A 19,019-nucleotide genomic window follows, 5' to 3' on the forward strand; every position below is an offset into this window, starting at 1 on the left:
TGTAAATTTAAAATTAATAATCTAAAAGTCCCATACTGAATTCATCATAAGGCGCACCGGTATCAGTTCCTAAAGGTACGATGTTTTCCAGTTTTTGTACTTCAGATTCGCTCAATACGATTTTACTTGCTTCTATATTTTGTTCAAGATATTTTCTGCGTTTCGTTCCTGGAATTGGCACTATTCCTTTGCTGATAATCCAAGCCAACGCTAATTGAGAAGAGGTAATGTTTTTTTCTCTAGCTAATTGTTCCACTGCTTCTACGAGTTCAATGTTTTTATAGAAATACTTTTCCTGAAAACGCGGAATTCCTCTTCGAAAATCATTTTCGGGCAAATCATCGATTTTGCGGATTTGTCCGGACAAAAAACCTCTTCCTAAAGGTGAATAAGCGACAAAACCAATTCCCAACTCATTCAAAGTTTTGATAACACCTTTTTCCTCAACCGTTCTTTCAAACAAAGAATATTCACTCTGAACAGCTGTTATAGGATGAACAGCATGAGCTCTTTTTACTGTTTCCGAGGACACTTCGGATAATCCGATGTAACGAATTTTTCCTTCTTTTACCAGATCAGACATCGCTTCAATAGTTTCTTCAATAGGTGTGTTTTTATCGAGACGATGCATATAATAAAGATCAATGTAATCCGTTTTTAGATTTTTAAGGGAACGTTCTACTGATTTTTTTACATAATCTTTCTTTCCATTTATTTTCCACGTTACCTGCTCCTTGTCATCAATTTCCCAACCGAATTTCGTAGCGATACTATATTGGTCACGATTTCCTTCAATGGCTTTCGCGATGAGTTGCTCATTTTTAAAAGGACCATACAAATCTGCCGTGTCTAGGAAATTACCACCTAATTCAAATGAGCGATGAATAGTTGCTATTGCTTCTTTCTCATCGGTTTTGCCATACATATCTGCGTCTCCAAAACCTGTCATTCCCATGCACCCCAAACCTATAGTAGGAATAACCAAACCCTGACTTCCTAATTTTACCTGATTTAAATTCTTCATAATTGTTTATTTTAATAACACAAAGTTGAAGAGAAATCCAGAATCTGCTGTATGCAAAACGATGATTAACGTATCTAAATCACAGATAAGTAATCTTTATTTCGTCAATTAAACGATTGTGTGAATTCTATAGGAGATGTTTCAGTTTTGCTTTTGAACAATTTACTGAAAGACTGAGAATGCTCAAAACCCAATCCGAATGCAATTTCGCTAATTGATAAATTGGTCGTTAAAAGTTTTTCTCTTGCCTTTCGATGAGTTTTTCGCTTAAGACCTGATTAGGTGTCATTCCAAACATAATACCTTTCATCGAAATCGCAATCCTGTTTGTCCATACCTGTATTTGTGATCCATAGCTCTCTTTACAGAAATCATATAAAAATCGAAAATCAAACTCTGTCTAAGACTTTCTGAAGGCTGAAAAATAGGTGCGATGATTTTGAAGCAGTTAATTCATTTTGTATTTGATAAAAAAAAGACAACCATTTCTGATTGTCTTTTTCTAATATATAAATAAGATTGCTTTAATTATGCAATTTTAGCAATAATAGCATTGAAAGTTTCGCTAGGGCGCATCGCTTTACTAACTAATTCAGGTGTTGGCTGATAGTACCCCCCAATATTCTGAGCCTTGCCTTGAGCACCAATTAATTCAGCATCAATTTTAGCTTCATTAGCTTCAAATTCAGCCGCAATTGGAGTAAAGATTGCTTTCAATTCAGCGTCTTTATCTTGAGCCGCTAATGCCTGAGCCCAGTAGAAAGCAAGGTAAAAGTGAGAACCACGGTTGTCAATTTGACCTACTTTACGAGCAGGAGACTTATCATTTGCCAGGAATTTATCATTAGCCTGATCTAAAGTTTCAGATAAAACGATAGCTTTAGAATTGTTTAAAGTTTGTCCTAAATGCTCTAATGAAGCACCAAGCGCTAAAAATTCCCCTAATGAATCCCAACGTAAGTATCCTTCTTCTGTAAATTGCTCAACGTGTTTTGGAGCAGAACCTCCGGCTCCAGTTTCGAACAATCCACCGCCGTTCATTAAAGGAACAATAGATAACATTTTTGCAGAAGTTCCTAATTCTAAAATTGGGAATAAATCTGTTAAGTAATCACGAAGAACATTTCCTGTTACAGAAATTGTATCTAAACCTTTGATGATTCTTTCTAAAGTAAATTCAGTAGCAGCAACAGGATTTAAAATACGGATATCTAAGTTTGTAGTGTCGTAATCTTTAAGGTATTTTTTAACTTTTACGATCAATTCCCTGTCGTGTGCTCTGTTTTCGTCTAACCAGAAAACAGCAGGAGTATCAGATAAACGAGCTCTGTTTACCGCTAGTTTAACCCAGTCCTGGATTGGTGCATCTTTCGCCTGACACATTCTGAAAATATCGTTTGTTTCAACGTTTTGTTCCATTAAAACATTTCCATTTTTATCAACAACACGAACAACTCCATCTGCAGCAATTTGGAAAGTTTTGTCGTGAGAACCATATTCTTCCGCTTTTTGAGCCATTAAACCTACGTTAGGAACACTTCCCATTGTTTTTGGATCAAAAGCCCCGTGTTTTTTACAGAAATCAATTGTAGCTGTATAAACTCCTGCATAACAACGATCCGGTATAACAGCAATTGTATCTTGTGATTTTCCTTCTTTATTCCACATTTGTCCGGAAGTACGGATCATTGCTGGCATAGAAGCATCAACAATTACGTCTGACGGAACGTGTAAGTTTGTAATTCCTTTATCAGAATTAACCATTGCCAAAGCTGGTCCGTTTTCAATTGCCTGATTAATTGCAGCCTCAACCTCAGCCTGTTCAGGTCTTCCTGCAATTTTAGCGTAGATGTCACCTAAACCGTTTCTTGTGTCAACGTTTAATTCAGCAAATAAAGAAGCGTATTTTTTAAAAAGATCAGCAAAATAAACTTCAACGATAGCGCCAAAGATAATTGGATCTGAAACTTTCATCATGGTAGCTTTTAAGTGTACAGAAAGCAAAACACCTTCTTTTTTAGCTTCAGCAATAGCTTCAGCAGCAAAAGCTTTTAATTTACTTACACTTAAAACAGAACTGTCGATAATTTCGCCCGCTTTTAGTGGAGTACTTGCTTTAAGAACAGTAGCAGTACCGTCTTTAGCAACGAATTCAATTTTTACATCATTAGCTTCAGTAACAGTAACAGATTTTTCACTTCCGTAGAAATCACCGCCTGACATAGAAGCAACCTTAGTTTTTGAGTCAGCAGACCAGGCACCCATAGAGTGTGGGTTTGCTTTTGCAAAGTTTTTAACCGCTCTTGGCGCTCTACGGTCAGAGTTTCCTTCACGTAAAACCGGGTTAACAGCAGAACCTAATACTTTTGCGTATTTAGCTTTAATTTCTTTTTCAGCATCATTTTGAGGATCTTCAGGATAATTTGGTACGTTGTATCCGTGAGATTGTAATTCAGCAATAGCAGCTTTTAATTGTGGTACAGATGCTGAAATGTTTGGCAATTTGATAATGTTAGCTTCTGGCTGAGTTGCTAACTGACCCAATTCTGCTAAAGCATCTCCTGTTTTTTGAGCATCGGTTAATGATTCAGGAAAATTAGATAAAATTCTTCCTGCCAAAGAAATGTCCCTGGTTTCAATTGCTATACCGGCTGTAGAAGTAAAAGCCTGAACAATAGGCAATAAAGAATAAGTCGCTAATAATGGCGCCTCATCAGTTAAGGTGTAAAAAATTTTTGAATTCTGTGTCATTTTTTTTTTTTTATGATTGGTATTGCCGAAATCAGCAATTTCAAAGTATAGTTGGCTCAAAATGAGCGGAGCAAATATAGTAAAAACACTGCGAAAACGGTGTAGTTTTGAGCAGAAATCCTGAAATTAACAGATTACTATTTCGCAGACTTTAAATTATTAAATCAATGATTTTTACAATAAAAAATTATGTTTTTGGTATTTCAAAAAGTGACCCTAAAAAAAAACTCGTTTCAGATTACCTGAAACGAGTTTTTTATAACAAAGAGATAAATGATTATCTTCTTTTATCTTTAATCTTAGCTTTTTTACCAGTAAGATCTCTGAAGTAGAAAATTCTTGCTCTACGTACAGCACCTTTCTTGTTGATTTCAATTTTTTGTAAAGCTGGCAAGTTTACCGGGAAGATACGCTCCACACCAATAGCTCCAGACATTTTACGAATAGTAAAAGTTTCTGTGTTACCAGAACCTCTTCTTTGAATAACAACTCCTTTAAAAAACTGAGTTCTTGTTTTTTCACCCTCTTTAATTTCGTAGAAAACTGTGATAGTATCTCCAGCTCCGAATTCAGGGAAATCTTTTTTAGCAACGAATTCGTTTTGAACGAATTTTAATAAATCTGCCATGATAATTTAAATTATGGTTTTTATAATAAAGCAACATACACGGATTTCGCCAGAGGTTGGTCTAATTCGGGTGCAAATGTAGATAAAAAAAATAAAATTCCAAACAAAACAAACTCCAAATTCCATTTTTCAACTAACTGATTAATTGGGATTTGGAATTTTAAAAATTTAGAATTTATTCCAGCAAATCCGGGCGTCTGTTTTTTGTATGTTCATACGCCATGTCTTCGCGCCATTTATCAATTTTGGCAGCATGACCACTGGTTAAAATTTCCGGCACTTTCCAGCCTTTATAATCTGCAGGTCTTGTATATATAGGACCAGAAAGCAGATTATCCTGAAAACTATCTGTCAATGCCGAAGTTTCGTCACTTAAAACACCAGGTATCAATCTGATTAATGCATCTGATAACACTAAAGCACCTAATTCACCCCCAGATAAAACATAATCACCAATTGAAATCTCTTTAGTAATAAAATGATCGCGAACACGCTGATCTACACCTTTATAATGTCCGCATAAAATAATAATATTTTCATACATTGACATGGTATTAGCCATTTTCTGATTCAGGGTTTCACCATCCGGAGACATGTAAATGATTTCGTCGTATTCGCGCTGGCTTTTCAAGTGTGTAATACAGTCGTCAATAGGCTGAACGGTCATTACCATTCCGGCTCCTCCTCCAAAAGGATAATCATCGACACTTTTTTGTTTATTGGTAGTATAATCGCGTAAATTATGAAAATGAACTTCAACCAGGCCTTTATCAATGGCACGTTTCATAATCGAAGCCTCAAAAGGACTTTTTAATAATTCCGGCAAAATCGTAATAATATCAATTCGCATTTTATTTATTCAATAGTTCTGAGGGGCAAAGATACAAAGTAAATAGCTTCTTCAAATTCAAATACCAATGTCAATTTCAAAATTCAATGGTTAATCCGTACATTCCATCAATAATAAATCACCGTTATTGTGCGTAATAGTAACTATTCCGTCTTTTGCTACTGAATTGCTGCTGCCTGTTCTGTAACCCATCGTGAGCGTATCGTCCTGTAATTCATATTTTAGATTGTTCGAAAAAATACCATTTACAACTCCAATCGGGATAAGGGAAATTGGTGTTTGTTCAGTGTACCATTTTTCGAATTTATTGGGCAGTAGAAATATTTTGGAATGATCGTCGAGAATAACAATTTTAAGTAAATCGCGGTAGCGGACGATATTGGTAAGATTTGTAATGGTGTGGTCTGCACGTTTTCCTGTAGCCCAGACTACATTTACAGCAGGGATTTTTCTATCGATTAGATAATCAAAAGCTTTCTCTAAATCGGTTTTATTTTGATCCGGGGTATAAACAATTTCGATTGGATATTGGGCTGTTTTGTAGATTTCAGGATCAAACCCCCGATCGAAATCCCCCAACAGGACATCAACTTTAATTCCCAGATCAATGACACGTTCAATAGCCGAATCGAGTACGATAACAAGCGGAGACCATTCGAGCAATTGTCCTAATAACTCAGCACTGCAGGAGGCTCCGTTTGCAATAATTAATGCAGGTTCCTGATCGTCGCGAACTATATGATGTGATGACATGCTGTGTTTTTTTGAATGCTGTGCAAAGGTACTGCTCCTATTTTATATTTCAAATTTAAGATTTACGATCTTTTACAGAATCAAAATCCAGCAGCCTCCTATGGTAATTGATTTGCCCTAAATGATATGCCAAATGAGTAGAAAGATGCATAAGAAAAAAGCCCGATTTCATTTCTTTTTCAAAAACAATTTGCGGATATATCGCTTCTAAATCGGCTTCCTTTAAAATATCCAATGTGTTGTTTACCATCAAAATTGTTTCTTCAATTTGAGTTATTAATTGATCTTTTCGAACACCTTTTGATGAAAATTCTAAAGGGCGGTTACGGACATAACCTGTGTTTCCGAGGACAGCACCTATGTAAGTATTAAGATTTCCAATTAGATGCAGACAAAGATTTCCTGCAGAATTAGCAATGTTTTTATCAATAACCCAAAGCTGGTTTTCGGTTTGATACGCTTCAATTTCTTCTTTTAGTTTATTGAGATCGCGGTTAAAAAGCAATCGTAAATTTTCTATCAGCATGATATTAAACTTTATTTTTTACAGGAATCCAGATTTCTTCCTCTGAATCCGGATCATCTTTTTTGTAGTTTTCAGTCATTATAGCAAAATGTGGACGGTCATCAACAAAATATTTTGAATCCGGAAGCCATTCTGTAAAAATAAAACGATAGGATTTCTCTGCTTCTGGCGATGGTCCTTTGTGAATAAAAACAGCATACAATCCATCAGGAACCAACAAACTTTCCATACCTGCCGGAATTTCATTTAAATCAGACACTTCAACAGCTGCCCACTTTTCAAAAGTATTTTTAGGATTGAAATTATTAAAATGTCCTTCAGGAAAAACTTCAAGTGAGTATAAATTAGAGTCTATAGAATTCCTGATTTTTTTTCTCTCCGGCATGAAACTGCTCCATAACTGGAATGTTTTATTTTCTATGAAAGACATTGTAATATGTTTGCCTATGAGTTTTTTCCCGGTTAGGGTTTCGATTCTGGAATTCATATCATTAATTATTTTACAATATATTTTCTTGAAACAGTTTCACTTAGCGAAAAATAACCCAGCGGATAATTGCTTTTATCGGTTGTGTTAATAATATTGCCTTTTACTGTTGCCGGGGGAGTTTGGAAAGGACCACCTACATTATTGCCTGCAAGACTTACTAATATATTCATATAATTATAGTATTGTTTTGAAATTCCATAATGCGTTATTTCGACTTCGTCTCCTGCTTTTAAATCTTCGTCATCAGAAATGCTAAAAAATTCGTTGCCCTGATAAAATTCGTCTTTATCAGCATAATAAGTAGAGGTAATTTTATTTGAATAAGTATATTTATATAAATAATAATTGTCTACATCTGCCGGATCATTATAAAAAGCCCTTACAACAATACCGGCGAGTTGGCCTCCGTAATATTGCGTGATATTGTTTATTGGAGTTATCGATTTTAGCGTTTCACTCGCTGTATAGGTATTTCCATTAGTAATTATAGTCAGAGAATAATTTTCGTCAATTACCGGTTTAAAATTATTGCACACATACCTGCCTGTATTTGGTACTTCTGTAAAATTAAATTGCTGGTTAGTACTATTTTTAACATAAACCACTGCACCTGTAACTATTGGGATCTCATCTTCAAAATAACCTGTTGTAGTTGTCAGTTTTATTGTTTGCTGTGCACCAGATGTTCCTTTTCTCCAATTAATGGCCGCTTCTACTACTAGTTTGGGTTTGGCAGTTTCTAAATCAACATGAACGACTTCTTCACATCCTGTAAACAATAATAATATAAAAAATACCACTGATAAAATTACTTTTTTCATGCTTTATGTTTTATTTCTTTTTAGGGAAATTGATTTTTTTAGAACTTAAAATTATAACTTATTGCAGGTACAATACCAAAAATAGAGGTTCTTATTGCTTCGTTATAACCGGTGTCAGCATTTTGACGGAAATTTATAGAGGCTGCATTTTGTCTATTGTACAAATTGTATATACTAAAAACCCATTCGCCTTTCCATTTTCTGTTTTCATTTTTTTCAAGAGATAATGTTGCTGAAATATCTAAATGATGATATGCAGGCAGACGATTTTCATTTCGCAATCCATAACCAGGAACAGTTATACCTAAATATTCATACTGACTATTTGGATAGGAAACCGGCTGACCAGACTGTAAAATAAAATTAGCTCCAAATGACCATCGCCCATTTAAAGTATAAGCTGAAGTAATAGCCAAATTGTGTAGTTTATCATATGCCGAATTATACCATTTCCCGTTATTAATTCCTGTTTCTTCAGATGTCCTGCCAGGAGTTTGCTGCTCTGATTTTGAAAGTGTATAAGAAATCCAACCATTAAATTTGCCTTCATTCTTTTTAAACATGATTTCTAATCCATAGGCGCGCATCTGTCCATTCAAAATTACCTGCTCAATCGCGTCGTTTGCAATCAGATCAGCACCATCAATATAATCAAGCCTGTTTTTAACTTTTTTATAATAAATCTCAGTTTCTAATGAATAAGTACCGTTATTAAAATTCCTAAAATATCCCAAAGCAACCTGGTCTGCAATTTGAGGTTTGATATAATTATCACTGGGTGTCCACACATCAAGAGGTGTGGGAGACGACGTATTAGAAATTAACTGAAGATATTGTGCCATTCTGTTGTAACTAGCCTTTACTGACTGATTATCATTTAGTTGATACGAAATTGAAAATCTTGGCTCAAAATTATTATAACTTTCAATAACTTCATTTTTACTGTAATGTTCAGTGCTTATTGGTGTTCCTTTTTCGTAAATCTCCATATCCGGATTGAAAACAACCGCATTATTATTTTCATACAAATTAACGGTAGAAGCCCCCAAACGATAAAACTGACTGAATCTCAATCCGTAATAAATTGTCATTTTTTTTGAAAGTTTATTTTCTGCATCAATATAAGGTGAAAGTGAAAGCGCATATTTTCTATCTAATTGTTCAGGATTAATAGTGAATTCATCACTTAATGGACTTATTTTCCCTGGATTAAAATCATAATAAATTCCATTTATACCATAACTTAATTTGAACTTATCTGATATGTAATGTTCAAAATCATATTTAACAGTATAATTTTTAATTCCGGAATCCCATTTGAATCCTATAAAATTTAAATCAAGTCCGTAATAATAATCACTATAAATTAAAGATAAATTTGCAAATAATTTATCCGAATACAAATGACTCCAACGTAAATTCAAAGTAGAATTTCCATAAGTATTCATGAAAATTTTATTTAGTTTAAAAACGTCCCGGCCAAAATAACCCGATAAAAACAAACTGTTATTCTCGTTTAGTTTATAACTTAACTTGGTATTAAGATCATAAAAATAAGCTGCATTGTCTTTTTGTTCTTCTGATAATTTTAGAAATAAGTGGGCATACGAGGTTCTTCCTCCTATCAAAAATGATCCTTTATTTTTCACTATCGGACCTTCGGCAAGAATTCGACTTGAAATCAGGCCAATTCCACCATTTACATGAAATTCTTTGCTATTTCCGTCTTTCTGATAGATATCTAAAACCGAAGATACCCTTCCTCCGTAACGTGCTGGAATCCCTCCTTTATACAATTTCAAATTCTTAACGGCATCCGGATTAAAAACGGAGAAAAAACCAAAAACATGTGAAGAATTAAATATGGTTGCTTCATCTAATAAAATTAAATTCTGGTCAGCACCTCCTCCCCTTACATTAAAACCTGAAGCCCCTTCACCAGCATTTGTAACTCCTGGCAATAGTAAAATAGACTTTATGACATCGACTTCACCAAAAACCACAGGCATTTTTTTAATAGAAAAAATGGATAGTTTATTAACACTCATTTCAGGCGATTTAATATTTGTCTTATATCTAACCTCCTTGATTACAACTTCCTTAAGCTCTTCGTTATTTTCTTTTAAGAATAAATTATCTTTTATATCCTCTTTTAAAAGTATTGCCTTTTCGACTTCCTGATATCCTAAATGTTTTATTTTCAATTGATATTCTCCAGCAGGAAGTGTAAGGGAATAAAACCCGTACTTGTTTGTGTAGGTTTCAATATTCAATTCCGGAATATGGATATGTACCCCTATCAGGGATTCATTATTCCCAAAGTCTGTGATAGTTCCGCTTAGCGTAAATTTCTCCTGAGAAAAGGAAAATAAAGAGATAATAAAAACAACAAATGTGTAGATTTTTTTTGTAATCATATCTGTATCAAATATACCTTACTTACGTTTTAGCACCTGTAATGGTTGCCCAAACGTTTTTAAGAATGAGTTAAGAAAATCTTTTTCAATTGTAGCCAAAGATAAATTTTAGAATTTATTTTGTTTGCCTCAAAAAATTTAAATTTGTATTCATATGCTTTTTTTTAACATTATTATCCTTTTGTATTGTACGACAACATTTATTTTTTTAGGCTATAAAAAAATCTCTACAGCTAAATTAACTCTAGAGATTTTAAGATAAATTACTACAACATTAAGATTAAGATGTCCTCTTTCGATATAAAAAATGCATCTGGTCCTCTATTTTAAAAAGTTTTTTGTTTTTATCTGAATTTATTTCGAACAATAATATTCTTGAATTTAGCTTTTAGGTCTTCGCCTGTATCAAAAACCATTTGTTCATTGTTTGGAAAAGGGACTGCACGTTTATTAAAATATCCGAGGTATTTTTCATCACACGCACTTTTATCTCCGCTATATGTTGAATAGACATTTTCAAAAACATATTCACTCGCCACTGGAAATGATTGCAATAAACTATTGCTTTTTAAATCTACATAATCCACTTTTGCTGTTACCTGACATGCTTTGTACTGTCTGAATTCGAAAATTTTGATTTTAATCTTTTTAAGATTATCAACTTTTATGATACGGCCTAAACTATCCTTAACCGGATTACCCCTACTGTCCAGAAGTGTTTTAACACCATCCTTAATTTCTTTTTCATTAACGAATTCCTTTTCTTTTATTTGTTCGGGCGAAATGTGGATTTCCCTAAAATTTAAAATCAGGCTATAATCATAATGCGCATTTTTTTGTTTAACGCTATGGTACACAGTCCATTTATCGTTTAATCCGTAAGTATTAAAATCCAGTAAGTCGTCTTGTAACTGCTTCGGAATAATCATATTGGTTTCGTTCACAGCATAAACATTTACAAAATCAGTTCCTTTAAACTGGGCGTCATTAATCAGTTTTTTGGCATTTTTATAATTTGGATTAATGCTTTCTATATAACTTAGATCATCATACGCTTTTCTTGCGTCTAGTTTATTAGGAGACTTAAAAAGAGCTTGCGCGTTTTCGTATAAAAATTTAGATAAGGCATTTTTACTGTTTACAATCTGATCAGAATAATTATCAAAAACAAATTGAGCATTTTTTCCCTGTTTCAATAACTGAAGCGGTAATATTGGCCTGATTTTTTCCTGACGATTATTTAGCTGCAAATAAGTGTTGTAAATAAGCTCCAGATTAGCAGGATTTTTTTCTTTTTCCATCATTTCCAGATTTCTCAAATCCCGCTCTTTAGCTTTAGCAAATGCTTCTTCCAGCAAATACACATAATCCTGTTTTCCTTTCGAATCTTTGTTCGTTTTTAATGCCTCAACAGCACGGTTTATAGCAGCGTCATAATTACCGTCACTAATAAGGGACTGGGTTGTTTTTACACCACAGGAAAAAGCCAGGAATATTATAGAAACAAATAAAGTAATTTTTTGCATAAGGTATCGTTTTGAAGGTGTAAATATATCTTTTTTAGCTTTTCAACAACTATGCCTTTTCATATTTATTTTGAGAAGCATATGTATTTACCTTAATCACAAAACCAGTCCCGCTCTATCCTAAATCTTTTACAGCGAACCCCGCTGTAAAAGGATACCGGATCGATCGGGGCTAAATTAGAAATCTTGTTTTCAAAGAGTAAAAAAACTCAATTATTTTCGTAATAAACGATGAACTAAAAAAAGCCCGCCTCAATAAAGCAGGATTTCATAGTTATCTTTGAATAAATTCATACACTCCTAAAATTTATTTTTTATCAAGAGGATAAAAGAATTTTAACGAATTTGAAACTGCAGGATGTAAAATGGTTCCATGGTTTTCCTGAGGCAGATAATCAAAAAACACTTTAACATTTTTACTTTTTGAGGCTTTTATTTTTTCGGCTAATATATTCGCGTCAACTTCCATAACTCTCGGAATTTCAGTGGGCGTAAGACCTTCTTTTCCAACGGCGATATAAACTTCTGTTTGCTGTTTAAAACCCTCCTTCAGCATTTCAGAATCTAATTTGAGTAAAGAACCATCATTCCACCATAAACTTGGACTTACGATCACATATTTATTAAAAAGTGACGGCTTTTTCAATAAAATTTCTGTTTCCAACAGTCCGCCTAAAGACTGTCCGATAATTGTTTTAGAATCGTTGGTTTTATATTTTTTTTCAATAAATGGCTGTAATTCTTTTTCAATAAAAGCAATAAATTTATCTGAATGTCCTGAAGTCGGAAAACGCTTTTTATCTGTTTCAATAGTTGTTGGAAATGTAAAATCCCTTCTTCTGTCAACGGTAGCAATACCTACAACAATAGACTTTGGAACCTGATTGATCCATTCAAAACTATTAAACTGTACCAAGCCTGAAATATGAATAAAATCTTCATCGGCAGAGCCGTCGAGCAAATAGATGACAGGATATTTTGTTGCGTCTTCCTGCTGATAACCTTCCGGCAGATAAATATTTAAAATTCTTTTTTCGTTTAATTCTTTTGACTGGATTTCATCAATAACACCTAAAATAAAGGGTTTGACAGCATCAGCAGGTTGTGACTTGCCTTTTTGGCTGAAACTTGTTGTACTAAATGCTACTAGGATAAGGATGAAAAATTTATGCATTGCGGTATTGAAATTTTATTTACATTTTGTTGATTTGTTACTTCCTTTTACCTCAACTTTTCCTAACCTTCACCTGATACAAAATCTCCCAAAAAACAATAGAGACAACAGCATTAGTCATTATTGCTGTTTTGATACCATAAGGATCATTCACAGAAAACAAATTTAGATCTGAAGTTTTTAAAGCCAAAAATAAGGCAAGAAAGGCTATAGCGACAGAAAAGAGTATATTTAATAAAGGTTTCCATTTTATAACCAGAAAAGCATAAATACTATTAAAAAGGGCAAAACCACAGCTTAAGGTTATGTATAGGTCTGTTTTTAATTTTGATTGAATCGAAAGAAAAAATCCCATTACAATAAGATATAAAACAAATAGAACTGAATAAATTAGGATTCTGATATGTATTTTCATTTCATTTTTTTATGAAGTTTTTTTAATGTAAAAATACAACTTACTGTAAAATAGTTTCAATTTTAGCTTCTGATTTTTCTCTGACAGGACTGTCAGGATGAAAACTCCAAACAATGAGAAACTTTCCTTTAACAATATACTCTTCAGGATGCTCATCTGTAGGCTGCCCGCCTTTACCCCACAACAATCCCTGCAAAAAACGCTCACCTTTAAATACGTGTTCAAATTCGAAATACATAATTGATCCGCTATCTGGTCTGCTTTTAAAACTTTGCATCGCTTTACTCTTTACTTTTCCAACAATATTGCTATAGGTCTCAATATCGTTATAAAAAGTACAGGCCTGAACAGAAACACAATTGTTACCATCACTCAGGGTGTAGCCTTTCGGAATTTCTTTTGGTTTCAGTTTTAATTCAGCAATAGTCTGGCTGAATAAACTGAAAGAAAGTAAGAAGAATGCAACCGACATAGAAATAGTGATTTTCATAAGATTTTTTTTAGGTTTAGATTTGGGTTTTATACAATACAATATTTCCGAAAACCATTTTAACGGAGATTAATTATATCAGGCTAAAATAATTTTTTTATTTAAGTTAATTGAATTAAATTGGCAAACAGAATAAAAAAATTACGGGATAAAGATGGCTTTTGTCTTATGCACCTGTAAAACTTATTTCTTCAAAAAAAAACCACAACAACCTAAATACAATTACTCTTAAAACCAAACAACATTTTTTTACGTAACTAGCTATATACTAACTCAATAATTAAAACCATGGCTAATAAATCTAACCTAAAAAGAAGAAGTGAATTTGAATTATTTCAAAACAATGAAGAAGGAGATCAAAGAAAAAACAGAGAAGTAATGCTGGCAACAATTGGCTTAATTATTATTTCATTTTGTTTACTGCTTATAGTTTGGAGTCATGTATTTTCAATACGTGATTTTGTATAAGCTTATTATTTATGTAATTAATTATACTTTTTACTATTCTGACAGCCTTTGCTAATAAAATCTCGCTGATATCCAACCCTTTTTTATGGAATTCTTCAGCGAATTGCATCAGGGATAGAGGCGGTATCCTTTTGTGCAGTGAAACGAAGCAAAAGATATAGCCGAAAGCCCGACCCGGAGGGAGATGCCCGGAATATTTTGCTTCTCCGGATAAATTTGGTAATTAAGTTAAGAATTTAAAAAGTTCCGATAAAATGGAATCCCACCATAGAATTTGAAATTTGAGGGATCAATTGCTTATGCATTCTGATTTTCTTAGGATCATAGTTAAAAGCTTTGGAGTCATTTTTTGCCCGTTGCCTGCGACTGCTAATCACTATAGAACGTCCAATTATAGTACCGACTAATCCGCCTACTAATAAGTCTGAAACCCAATGTTCATGACTTTTAATATCAGAAAGAAATACTGCAGTCACAAATGTATAGGGTATCCAGTAGTTGTCGTATTCCATTTGAAACACTTTGGCAACAGCAAAATATGAGGTCGCATGAAAAGAAGGAAATGCTGTACCGTGACCTCCATGTTCAAAATGAATCCCGTGAAAATTTCCAAAATCCCATGGATCTTTTGTCCACGGCTCAACTACAGGTTTATCATCATTTACTTTTCTTTGCGGCCTGTCTCTCGCTGCTATGCTTTTCAGAACTATTTGAGTTATAACATAAGAATAGGCCAAAGATTTAATAGCATTAAGCGCTACAACTTGTCCTTTTTCGTTGTTAATGATTAATGAACCAGCATACAAACCGATAATTGGGTAAACAATATAAGGATCATCTCCAATTACATAAGGAATTGGGCTTTTGGAACCAATATCAGGCAAATTATAATTAATATTAGGTTCTATATGTTCATGGAGAAAACCAGTAGTATGCTTATCAACAGCTATTAAGCCGATTATTCCTGCAGTATAAAGAGCCGTCCTCTTCCAGTCACTTGATACATTATGCCCCATTGCAGAAAAATCCCCCGGAACACTTAAAAAACTGTCCGCAATAACGGAACCTGCTACCTTGAATCTTTTGTCTGTTTTTATTTTTAGGCTGTCAGTCTGTTTTTTTGTCTTTAAAGTATCTTCCTGAGTAAAGCACTGAATTGATAACAGACTAAAAAAGATGATATTGAAAAATTTCATACTGACAATTTTAAATTAAATTCAAAGGCTCATATTCAGGACGTAAAATTTAAAGTAAACTCAAACACACTCAGCATTTAAATTACAAAACAACCTGAATTTCAAATTTAATAAAAATAAATGTAAGAATTTTAATAGGATATTAAATATTTTAATTGTAAATTAACCAATATCAGATATTTACAAAAAAGAAAAGCTAGGAATTTGAAAGCAAATTTGAATTTATACCAACACCTTGATTGACTATAAATTGTTAAATCATGGCTTAGGATAATGTTCATCGTAAACTTGCCACGAGAAATAAAAAAGGCTATCCAAAAATTACTTTTGGACAGCCTAATTCACTTTATAATCTCAATTGAATCAAATATTACACAGTGGCAAACATCTGGATTATCTCATTCAGTTCGTGATTCATTACCAATTTTTACTCCATGGCCCAAAGTTTTTATACGCTGGTCCAGTTAATTTTTGTCTTTCTGAATTGCCTATTTTAACTTCAGCCAGATTTTCTTTTGGAGTTTCTCTCACTGGTTGCTCGTTTTTATAGGCTGGTCCCTGAAGTGATGTTTTATTATTTTCAGCATATATTTTAGCTGGCACTGTTTCGTGTTCCCAAACTTTATAATTTTTAAATGCCGGACCTTTTAAATCACTTTGTTTCACATTCGGTTTCTCCTGTGCAAATGCACCAAAAGAAATAAATAAAATCCCTAATATTAATGCTATATTTTTCATAACTGTTACTGTTTATTGTTTTTTATAAATTTACAATTGGTAACAGCCTTTTAGGATTATGGGAATCTACCCAATTTGCATCCGTATTTATACGGATAAAAAACTTCTAACTTTATTATATTAAATTCATTTTTGCTGCTTTTTTAATAAGTTCTGCAGTATTTTTTACTTCTAACTTTTTTAAAATATTAGCGCGATGGGTTTCTATGGTCCGTGAACTTACAAATAACTGAGCCGCAATTTCTTTAGTGGTTAGTCCCTTCGAAATTAACCCTAAAACTTCGGTTTCTTTATTAGACAAAATAGCTTCACTGATGCTTTGTGTGGACATAAAGTTGATCATTTTTTCAGAGATTTCAGCACTGAAATATTTTTTGCCAAGACTAACGGTCCTTATGGCAAGAATTAATTCAGATTCATCTGTATTTTTTAACAAGTAGCCGTAAGCCCCCATTTTAGCACATTTTGCGATATAATTTCCATCATTGTGCATCGAAATTACAATAGGTTTTATGGCAGAAACAGTATTATTTAGTTCCTTTAAAACCTGAAAACCATCCATATTGGGCATAGTGATGTCTAACAATACAATATCAGCTTCAAAGTTAGTATTAATTAGTTCCATAAACTGAATACCATCACCAACGCTTTGAACAATTTTTATATCATCATGCTTTCTGAGAAGCTCAGCAAGTCCGTTACGGAAAAGTTCATGATCGTCAGCTATTATTAATTTGATTTCGTTCATAATTCTATAGGTAACTCGATTTCAAAGGTTGTGTTTCCGGGAGCTGCATTGATTACAATTGTACCATTGCAAATTTCTACACGTTCTTTGATGTTAATAATTCCTAAGCCTAATTTAACGGTATTGAGGTCAAACCCGATTCCGTCATCAAAATAAAAAAGAGAAATAAATTCATCAAACTCCGAAAGTGTAATCCGGATATTTTTTGCATCAGCGTGTTTTAATGTGTTATTAATCAGCTCCTGTGTTATTCTAAACAGATTAATTGCCTGATGATTGGTAATATTAGAATTGTCCTGTTGAGTTAAATCCTCATATTCAATAGTTACATTTGTCGATTTTTTAAGGCTTTCGATAAAGTTAGTTAAAGTGACCCCAACTCCAAAATCATCTATTGAAGCAGGCATTAAGGCATTCGACATCAGTCTGATTTCAGAAATGGTTTCATCTACTATCTTTTTCATTTCTGCTTTTTTCAGTTCATTTTTAACCCTGTTTTCAATGTAGTGTTTCAAAGAGGTCAAATAAGGCCCCACGCCATCATGGAGCTCACGCGAAAGTCGGCGCCTTTCATCTTCCAGACCGTTTACCAGCATCCGTTTGGATTGTATTCTGGTATTTTCATCATTATTTCTGAACTCTATAAGCTTATCCCGCATCGCTAAAAGGCTTTTCCCTAACAGATCGTTATTACTTTTAGGTTTAAAATCGGTATGCAAATTCATTTTCCCAATATCATCAGAGAATTTCACGGCACCCTGCAAAGAGGCTTTTAAATTGGCCAGCGCATCAAACATTTCCTTTATTTCCTTCGAATTTTTTATAAATTCATTGGTCTGGTTATAATCCCCTTCTGCCATAATCCGGAGACTTTTTTGCATGTTCTTAATGGGATTGGTAATAAATCTTGTCAAAAAAAGAGATAGCATAACCCCCAGTAAAAAGATGCCAAGAGTCAGCCCTATAAGTCTTTGTCTCAATTCTTTTAATGGAAGTGTCACCTCATCAACATCTATTTCAGACAGAATTACCATTTTTAAGTTCTGAACTACTATCGGACTGTACACACTATATACATCAATTCCTCTGTAATCTTCAAAAACACCTCTGCCATTTATCCCTTTAAAAGCATTGATTACACCTTTTGTTTTAACCAATATGGTATAAGGGGTTTTATTAGGATAAAAACGAGATTGGGAACGCATTCGGAAATCGCTGCCCACCAAATACGATTCTCCACTATCCCCCATTCCGGTACGTTCAAGGAGTATTTGTTTGATTTTATTGTAGTCTAAAATTTTAATGCTTGTGCCCTTTTTAGAATTTGAGACAAAGCCTATGGTTGTTTTTTTAGCAGCATGATACTTGGTAAAGTCGTAAATACCATTACTTTTTTTAATGCTTTCCGGAAGTTTTAAAACGGTGGTGTCAATATTCTGTCCATACAATTCGGAAGATTCAAATCGCTCCCATTCTGATTTTAGTAAATGTTCGATCTGATTTTGCTTGAGTGTTTTGATAGAATTTAACTGCAGTAAAATACGATCGTTCAATACATTTGAAAACTGCTGGTAGGATGAAAAAGACAACAAAGCAATTACCAGCGCGATTAAACTATTAATTATGATCAGTATTAATGTTTTGATGTTCATTAAATCTACTTTAAAGATATAGCTGGTTAGTATACGTAAATATACTTCGTTTAGTGCTTTAAAAGAAACTTTGAAGCAATAACTCTGCAAAATCTTTAGTATTTTACTTTAGATTTAATTAAACATGTTGTAAGCTTAACAAGGTCTTAACGTTAAAAGTCAGGAGACATTTTACACTTTTAGGATTGCAGCATCATTTTAAACTTACATAAAGTCTGAAAAGACTTTGCCTTTACTTTGGATTTGATAAAAACTTTAAATTTATTCAAAGGAAAGCAGAGGTGAACTTTAGACTTTGCTAGTTAAGAACTAAGCTGCGCATTAGTCCTCTGCCTTCTCCTTGAACCCGTTG

The 19,019-nt window shown here is 33.5% G+C and carries 19 protein-coding genes; 1 reads left to right on the top strand and 18 read right to left on the bottom strand.

Annotated features, from left to right (window positions below):
• Positions 1-13: 13 nt before the first annotated feature.
• From K8B81_RS09595 to K8B81_RS09660, 14 genes are all read right to left on the bottom strand, one after another.
• The gene (locus K8B81_RS09595) at positions 14-1,024 is read right to left on the bottom strand and encodes an aldo/keto reductase (RefSeq protein WP_223681215.1); all 1,011 of its coding nucleotides are present in this window, start codon (positions 1,022-1,024) and stop codon (positions 14-16) included.
• Between the two features lie 104 nt (positions 1,025-1,128).
• On the bottom strand, positions 1,129-1,239 hold the full coding sequence (locus K8B81_RS20945) for an AraC family transcriptional regulator (protein WP_317196953.1): 111 nt from the start codon (positions 1,237-1,239) through the stop codon (positions 1,129-1,131).
• Between the two features lie 313 nt (positions 1,240-1,552).
• Positions 1,553-3,775 (bottom strand): NADP-dependent isocitrate dehydrogenase, encoded by a 2,223-nt coding sequence (locus K8B81_RS09605; protein WP_223681216.1) that lies wholly within the window; start codon positions 3,773-3,775, stop codon positions 1,553-1,555.
• Between the two features lie 277 nt (positions 3,776-4,052).
• Positions 4,053-4,403 carry a 50S ribosomal protein L19 gene (gene rplS, locus K8B81_RS09610; RefSeq protein WP_223681217.1) on the bottom strand — a complete coding sequence of 117 codons (351 nt, stop codon included), beginning with the start codon at positions 4,401-4,403 and terminating at the stop codon, positions 4,053-4,055.
• Positions 4,404-4,578: 175 nt separating this feature from the next.
• The gene (trmD, locus tag K8B81_RS09615; RefSeq protein ID WP_223681218.1) at positions 4,579-5,253 is read right to left on the bottom strand and encodes a tRNA (guanosine(37)-N1)-methyltransferase TrmD; all 675 of its coding nucleotides are present in this window, start codon (positions 5,251-5,253) and stop codon (positions 4,579-4,581) included.
• A 90-nt stretch (positions 5,254-5,343) separates the two neighbouring features.
• Complete coding sequence (locus tag K8B81_RS09620) at positions 5,344-6,006, bottom strand: thiamine diphosphokinase (RefSeq protein WP_223681219.1); 663 nt, start codon at positions 6,004-6,006, stop codon at positions 5,344-5,346.
• A gap of 55 nt (positions 6,007-6,061) precedes the next feature.
• Positions 6,062-6,532 carry a DUF1572 family protein gene (locus K8B81_RS09625; RefSeq protein WP_223681220.1) on the bottom strand — a complete coding sequence of 157 codons (471 nt, stop codon included), beginning with the start codon at positions 6,530-6,532 and terminating at the stop codon, positions 6,062-6,064.
• Positions 6,533-6,536: 4 nt separating this feature from the next.
• Entirely contained in the window at positions 6,537-7,019 is a 483-nt protein-coding gene (locus tag K8B81_RS09630; protein ID WP_223681221.1) for a GyrI-like domain-containing protein, read from the bottom strand.
• Positions 7,020-7,027: 8 nt separating this feature from the next.
• Complete coding sequence (locus K8B81_RS09635; RefSeq protein WP_223681222.1) at positions 7,028-7,843, bottom strand: DUF4249 domain-containing protein; 816 nt, start codon at positions 7,841-7,843, stop codon at positions 7,028-7,030.
• A gap of 38 nt (positions 7,844-7,881) precedes the next feature.
• Positions 7,882-10,260: a TonB-dependent receptor gene (locus tag K8B81_RS09640; protein ID WP_223681223.1), complete on the bottom strand. Its 2,379-nt coding sequence runs from the start codon at positions 10,258-10,260 to the stop codon at positions 7,882-7,884.
• 344 nt (positions 10,261-10,604) lie between these two features.
• Positions 10,605-11,786, bottom strand: a complete 1,182-nt coding sequence (locus K8B81_RS09645) for a hypothetical protein (RefSeq protein WP_223681224.1) — start codon at positions 11,784-11,786, stop codon at positions 10,605-10,607.
• A 307-nt stretch (positions 11,787-12,093) separates the two neighbouring features.
• Entirely contained in the window at positions 12,094-12,960 is an 867-nt protein-coding gene (locus tag K8B81_RS09650; protein ID WP_223681225.1) for an alpha/beta hydrolase, read from the bottom strand.
• A gap of 52 nt (positions 12,961-13,012) precedes the next feature.
• Positions 13,013-13,375, bottom strand: coding sequence for a hypothetical protein (locus K8B81_RS09655; RefSeq protein ID WP_223681226.1), 363 nt, complete (start codon positions 13,373-13,375; stop codon positions 13,013-13,015).
• Between the two features lie 40 nt (positions 13,376-13,415).
• The gene (locus K8B81_RS09660; RefSeq protein ID WP_223681227.1) at positions 13,416-13,865 is read right to left on the bottom strand and encodes a hypothetical protein; all 450 of its coding nucleotides are present in this window, start codon (positions 13,863-13,865) and stop codon (positions 13,416-13,418) included.
• A gap of 288 nt (positions 13,866-14,153) precedes the next feature.
• Between K8B81_RS09660 and K8B81_RS09665 the strand changes: the two genes are divergently transcribed.
• Entirely contained in the window at positions 14,154-14,333 is a 180-nt protein-coding gene (locus K8B81_RS09665; RefSeq protein WP_223681228.1) for a hypothetical protein, read from the top strand.
• Between the two features lie 236 nt (positions 14,334-14,569).
• On the opposite strand, the gene K8B81_RS09670 is transcribed toward K8B81_RS09665, so the two are convergent.
• The 4 genes from K8B81_RS09670 to K8B81_RS09685 form a co-directional block, all read right to left on the bottom strand.
• The gene (locus K8B81_RS09670) at positions 14,570-15,529 is read right to left on the bottom strand and encodes a phosphatase PAP2 family protein (RefSeq protein WP_223681229.1); all 960 of its coding nucleotides are present in this window, start codon (positions 15,527-15,529) and stop codon (positions 14,570-14,572) included.
• A 417-nt stretch (positions 15,530-15,946) separates the two neighbouring features.
• Entirely contained in the window at positions 15,947-16,267 is a 321-nt protein-coding gene (locus K8B81_RS09675) for a hypothetical protein (protein WP_223681230.1), read from the bottom strand.
• Positions 16,268-16,382: 115 nt separating this feature from the next.
• Positions 16,383-17,015: a response regulator gene (locus K8B81_RS09680; RefSeq protein ID WP_223681231.1), complete on the bottom strand. Its 633-nt coding sequence runs from the start codon at positions 17,013-17,015 to the stop codon at positions 16,383-16,385.
• Entirely contained in the window at positions 17,012-18,667 is a 1,656-nt protein-coding gene (locus K8B81_RS09685; protein ID WP_223681232.1) for a sensor histidine kinase, read from the bottom strand. The genes K8B81_RS09680 and K8B81_RS09685 overlap by 4 nt, the downstream gene beginning before the upstream one ends.
• Between the last annotated feature and the right edge of the window lie 352 nt (positions 18,668-19,019).

Origin of the sequence: Flavobacterium hibisci (assembly GCF_020026925.1) — a bacterium.
Classification (GTDB): Bacteria; Bacteroidota; Bacteroidia; order Flavobacteriales; family Flavobacteriaceae; genus Flavobacterium; species Flavobacterium hibisci.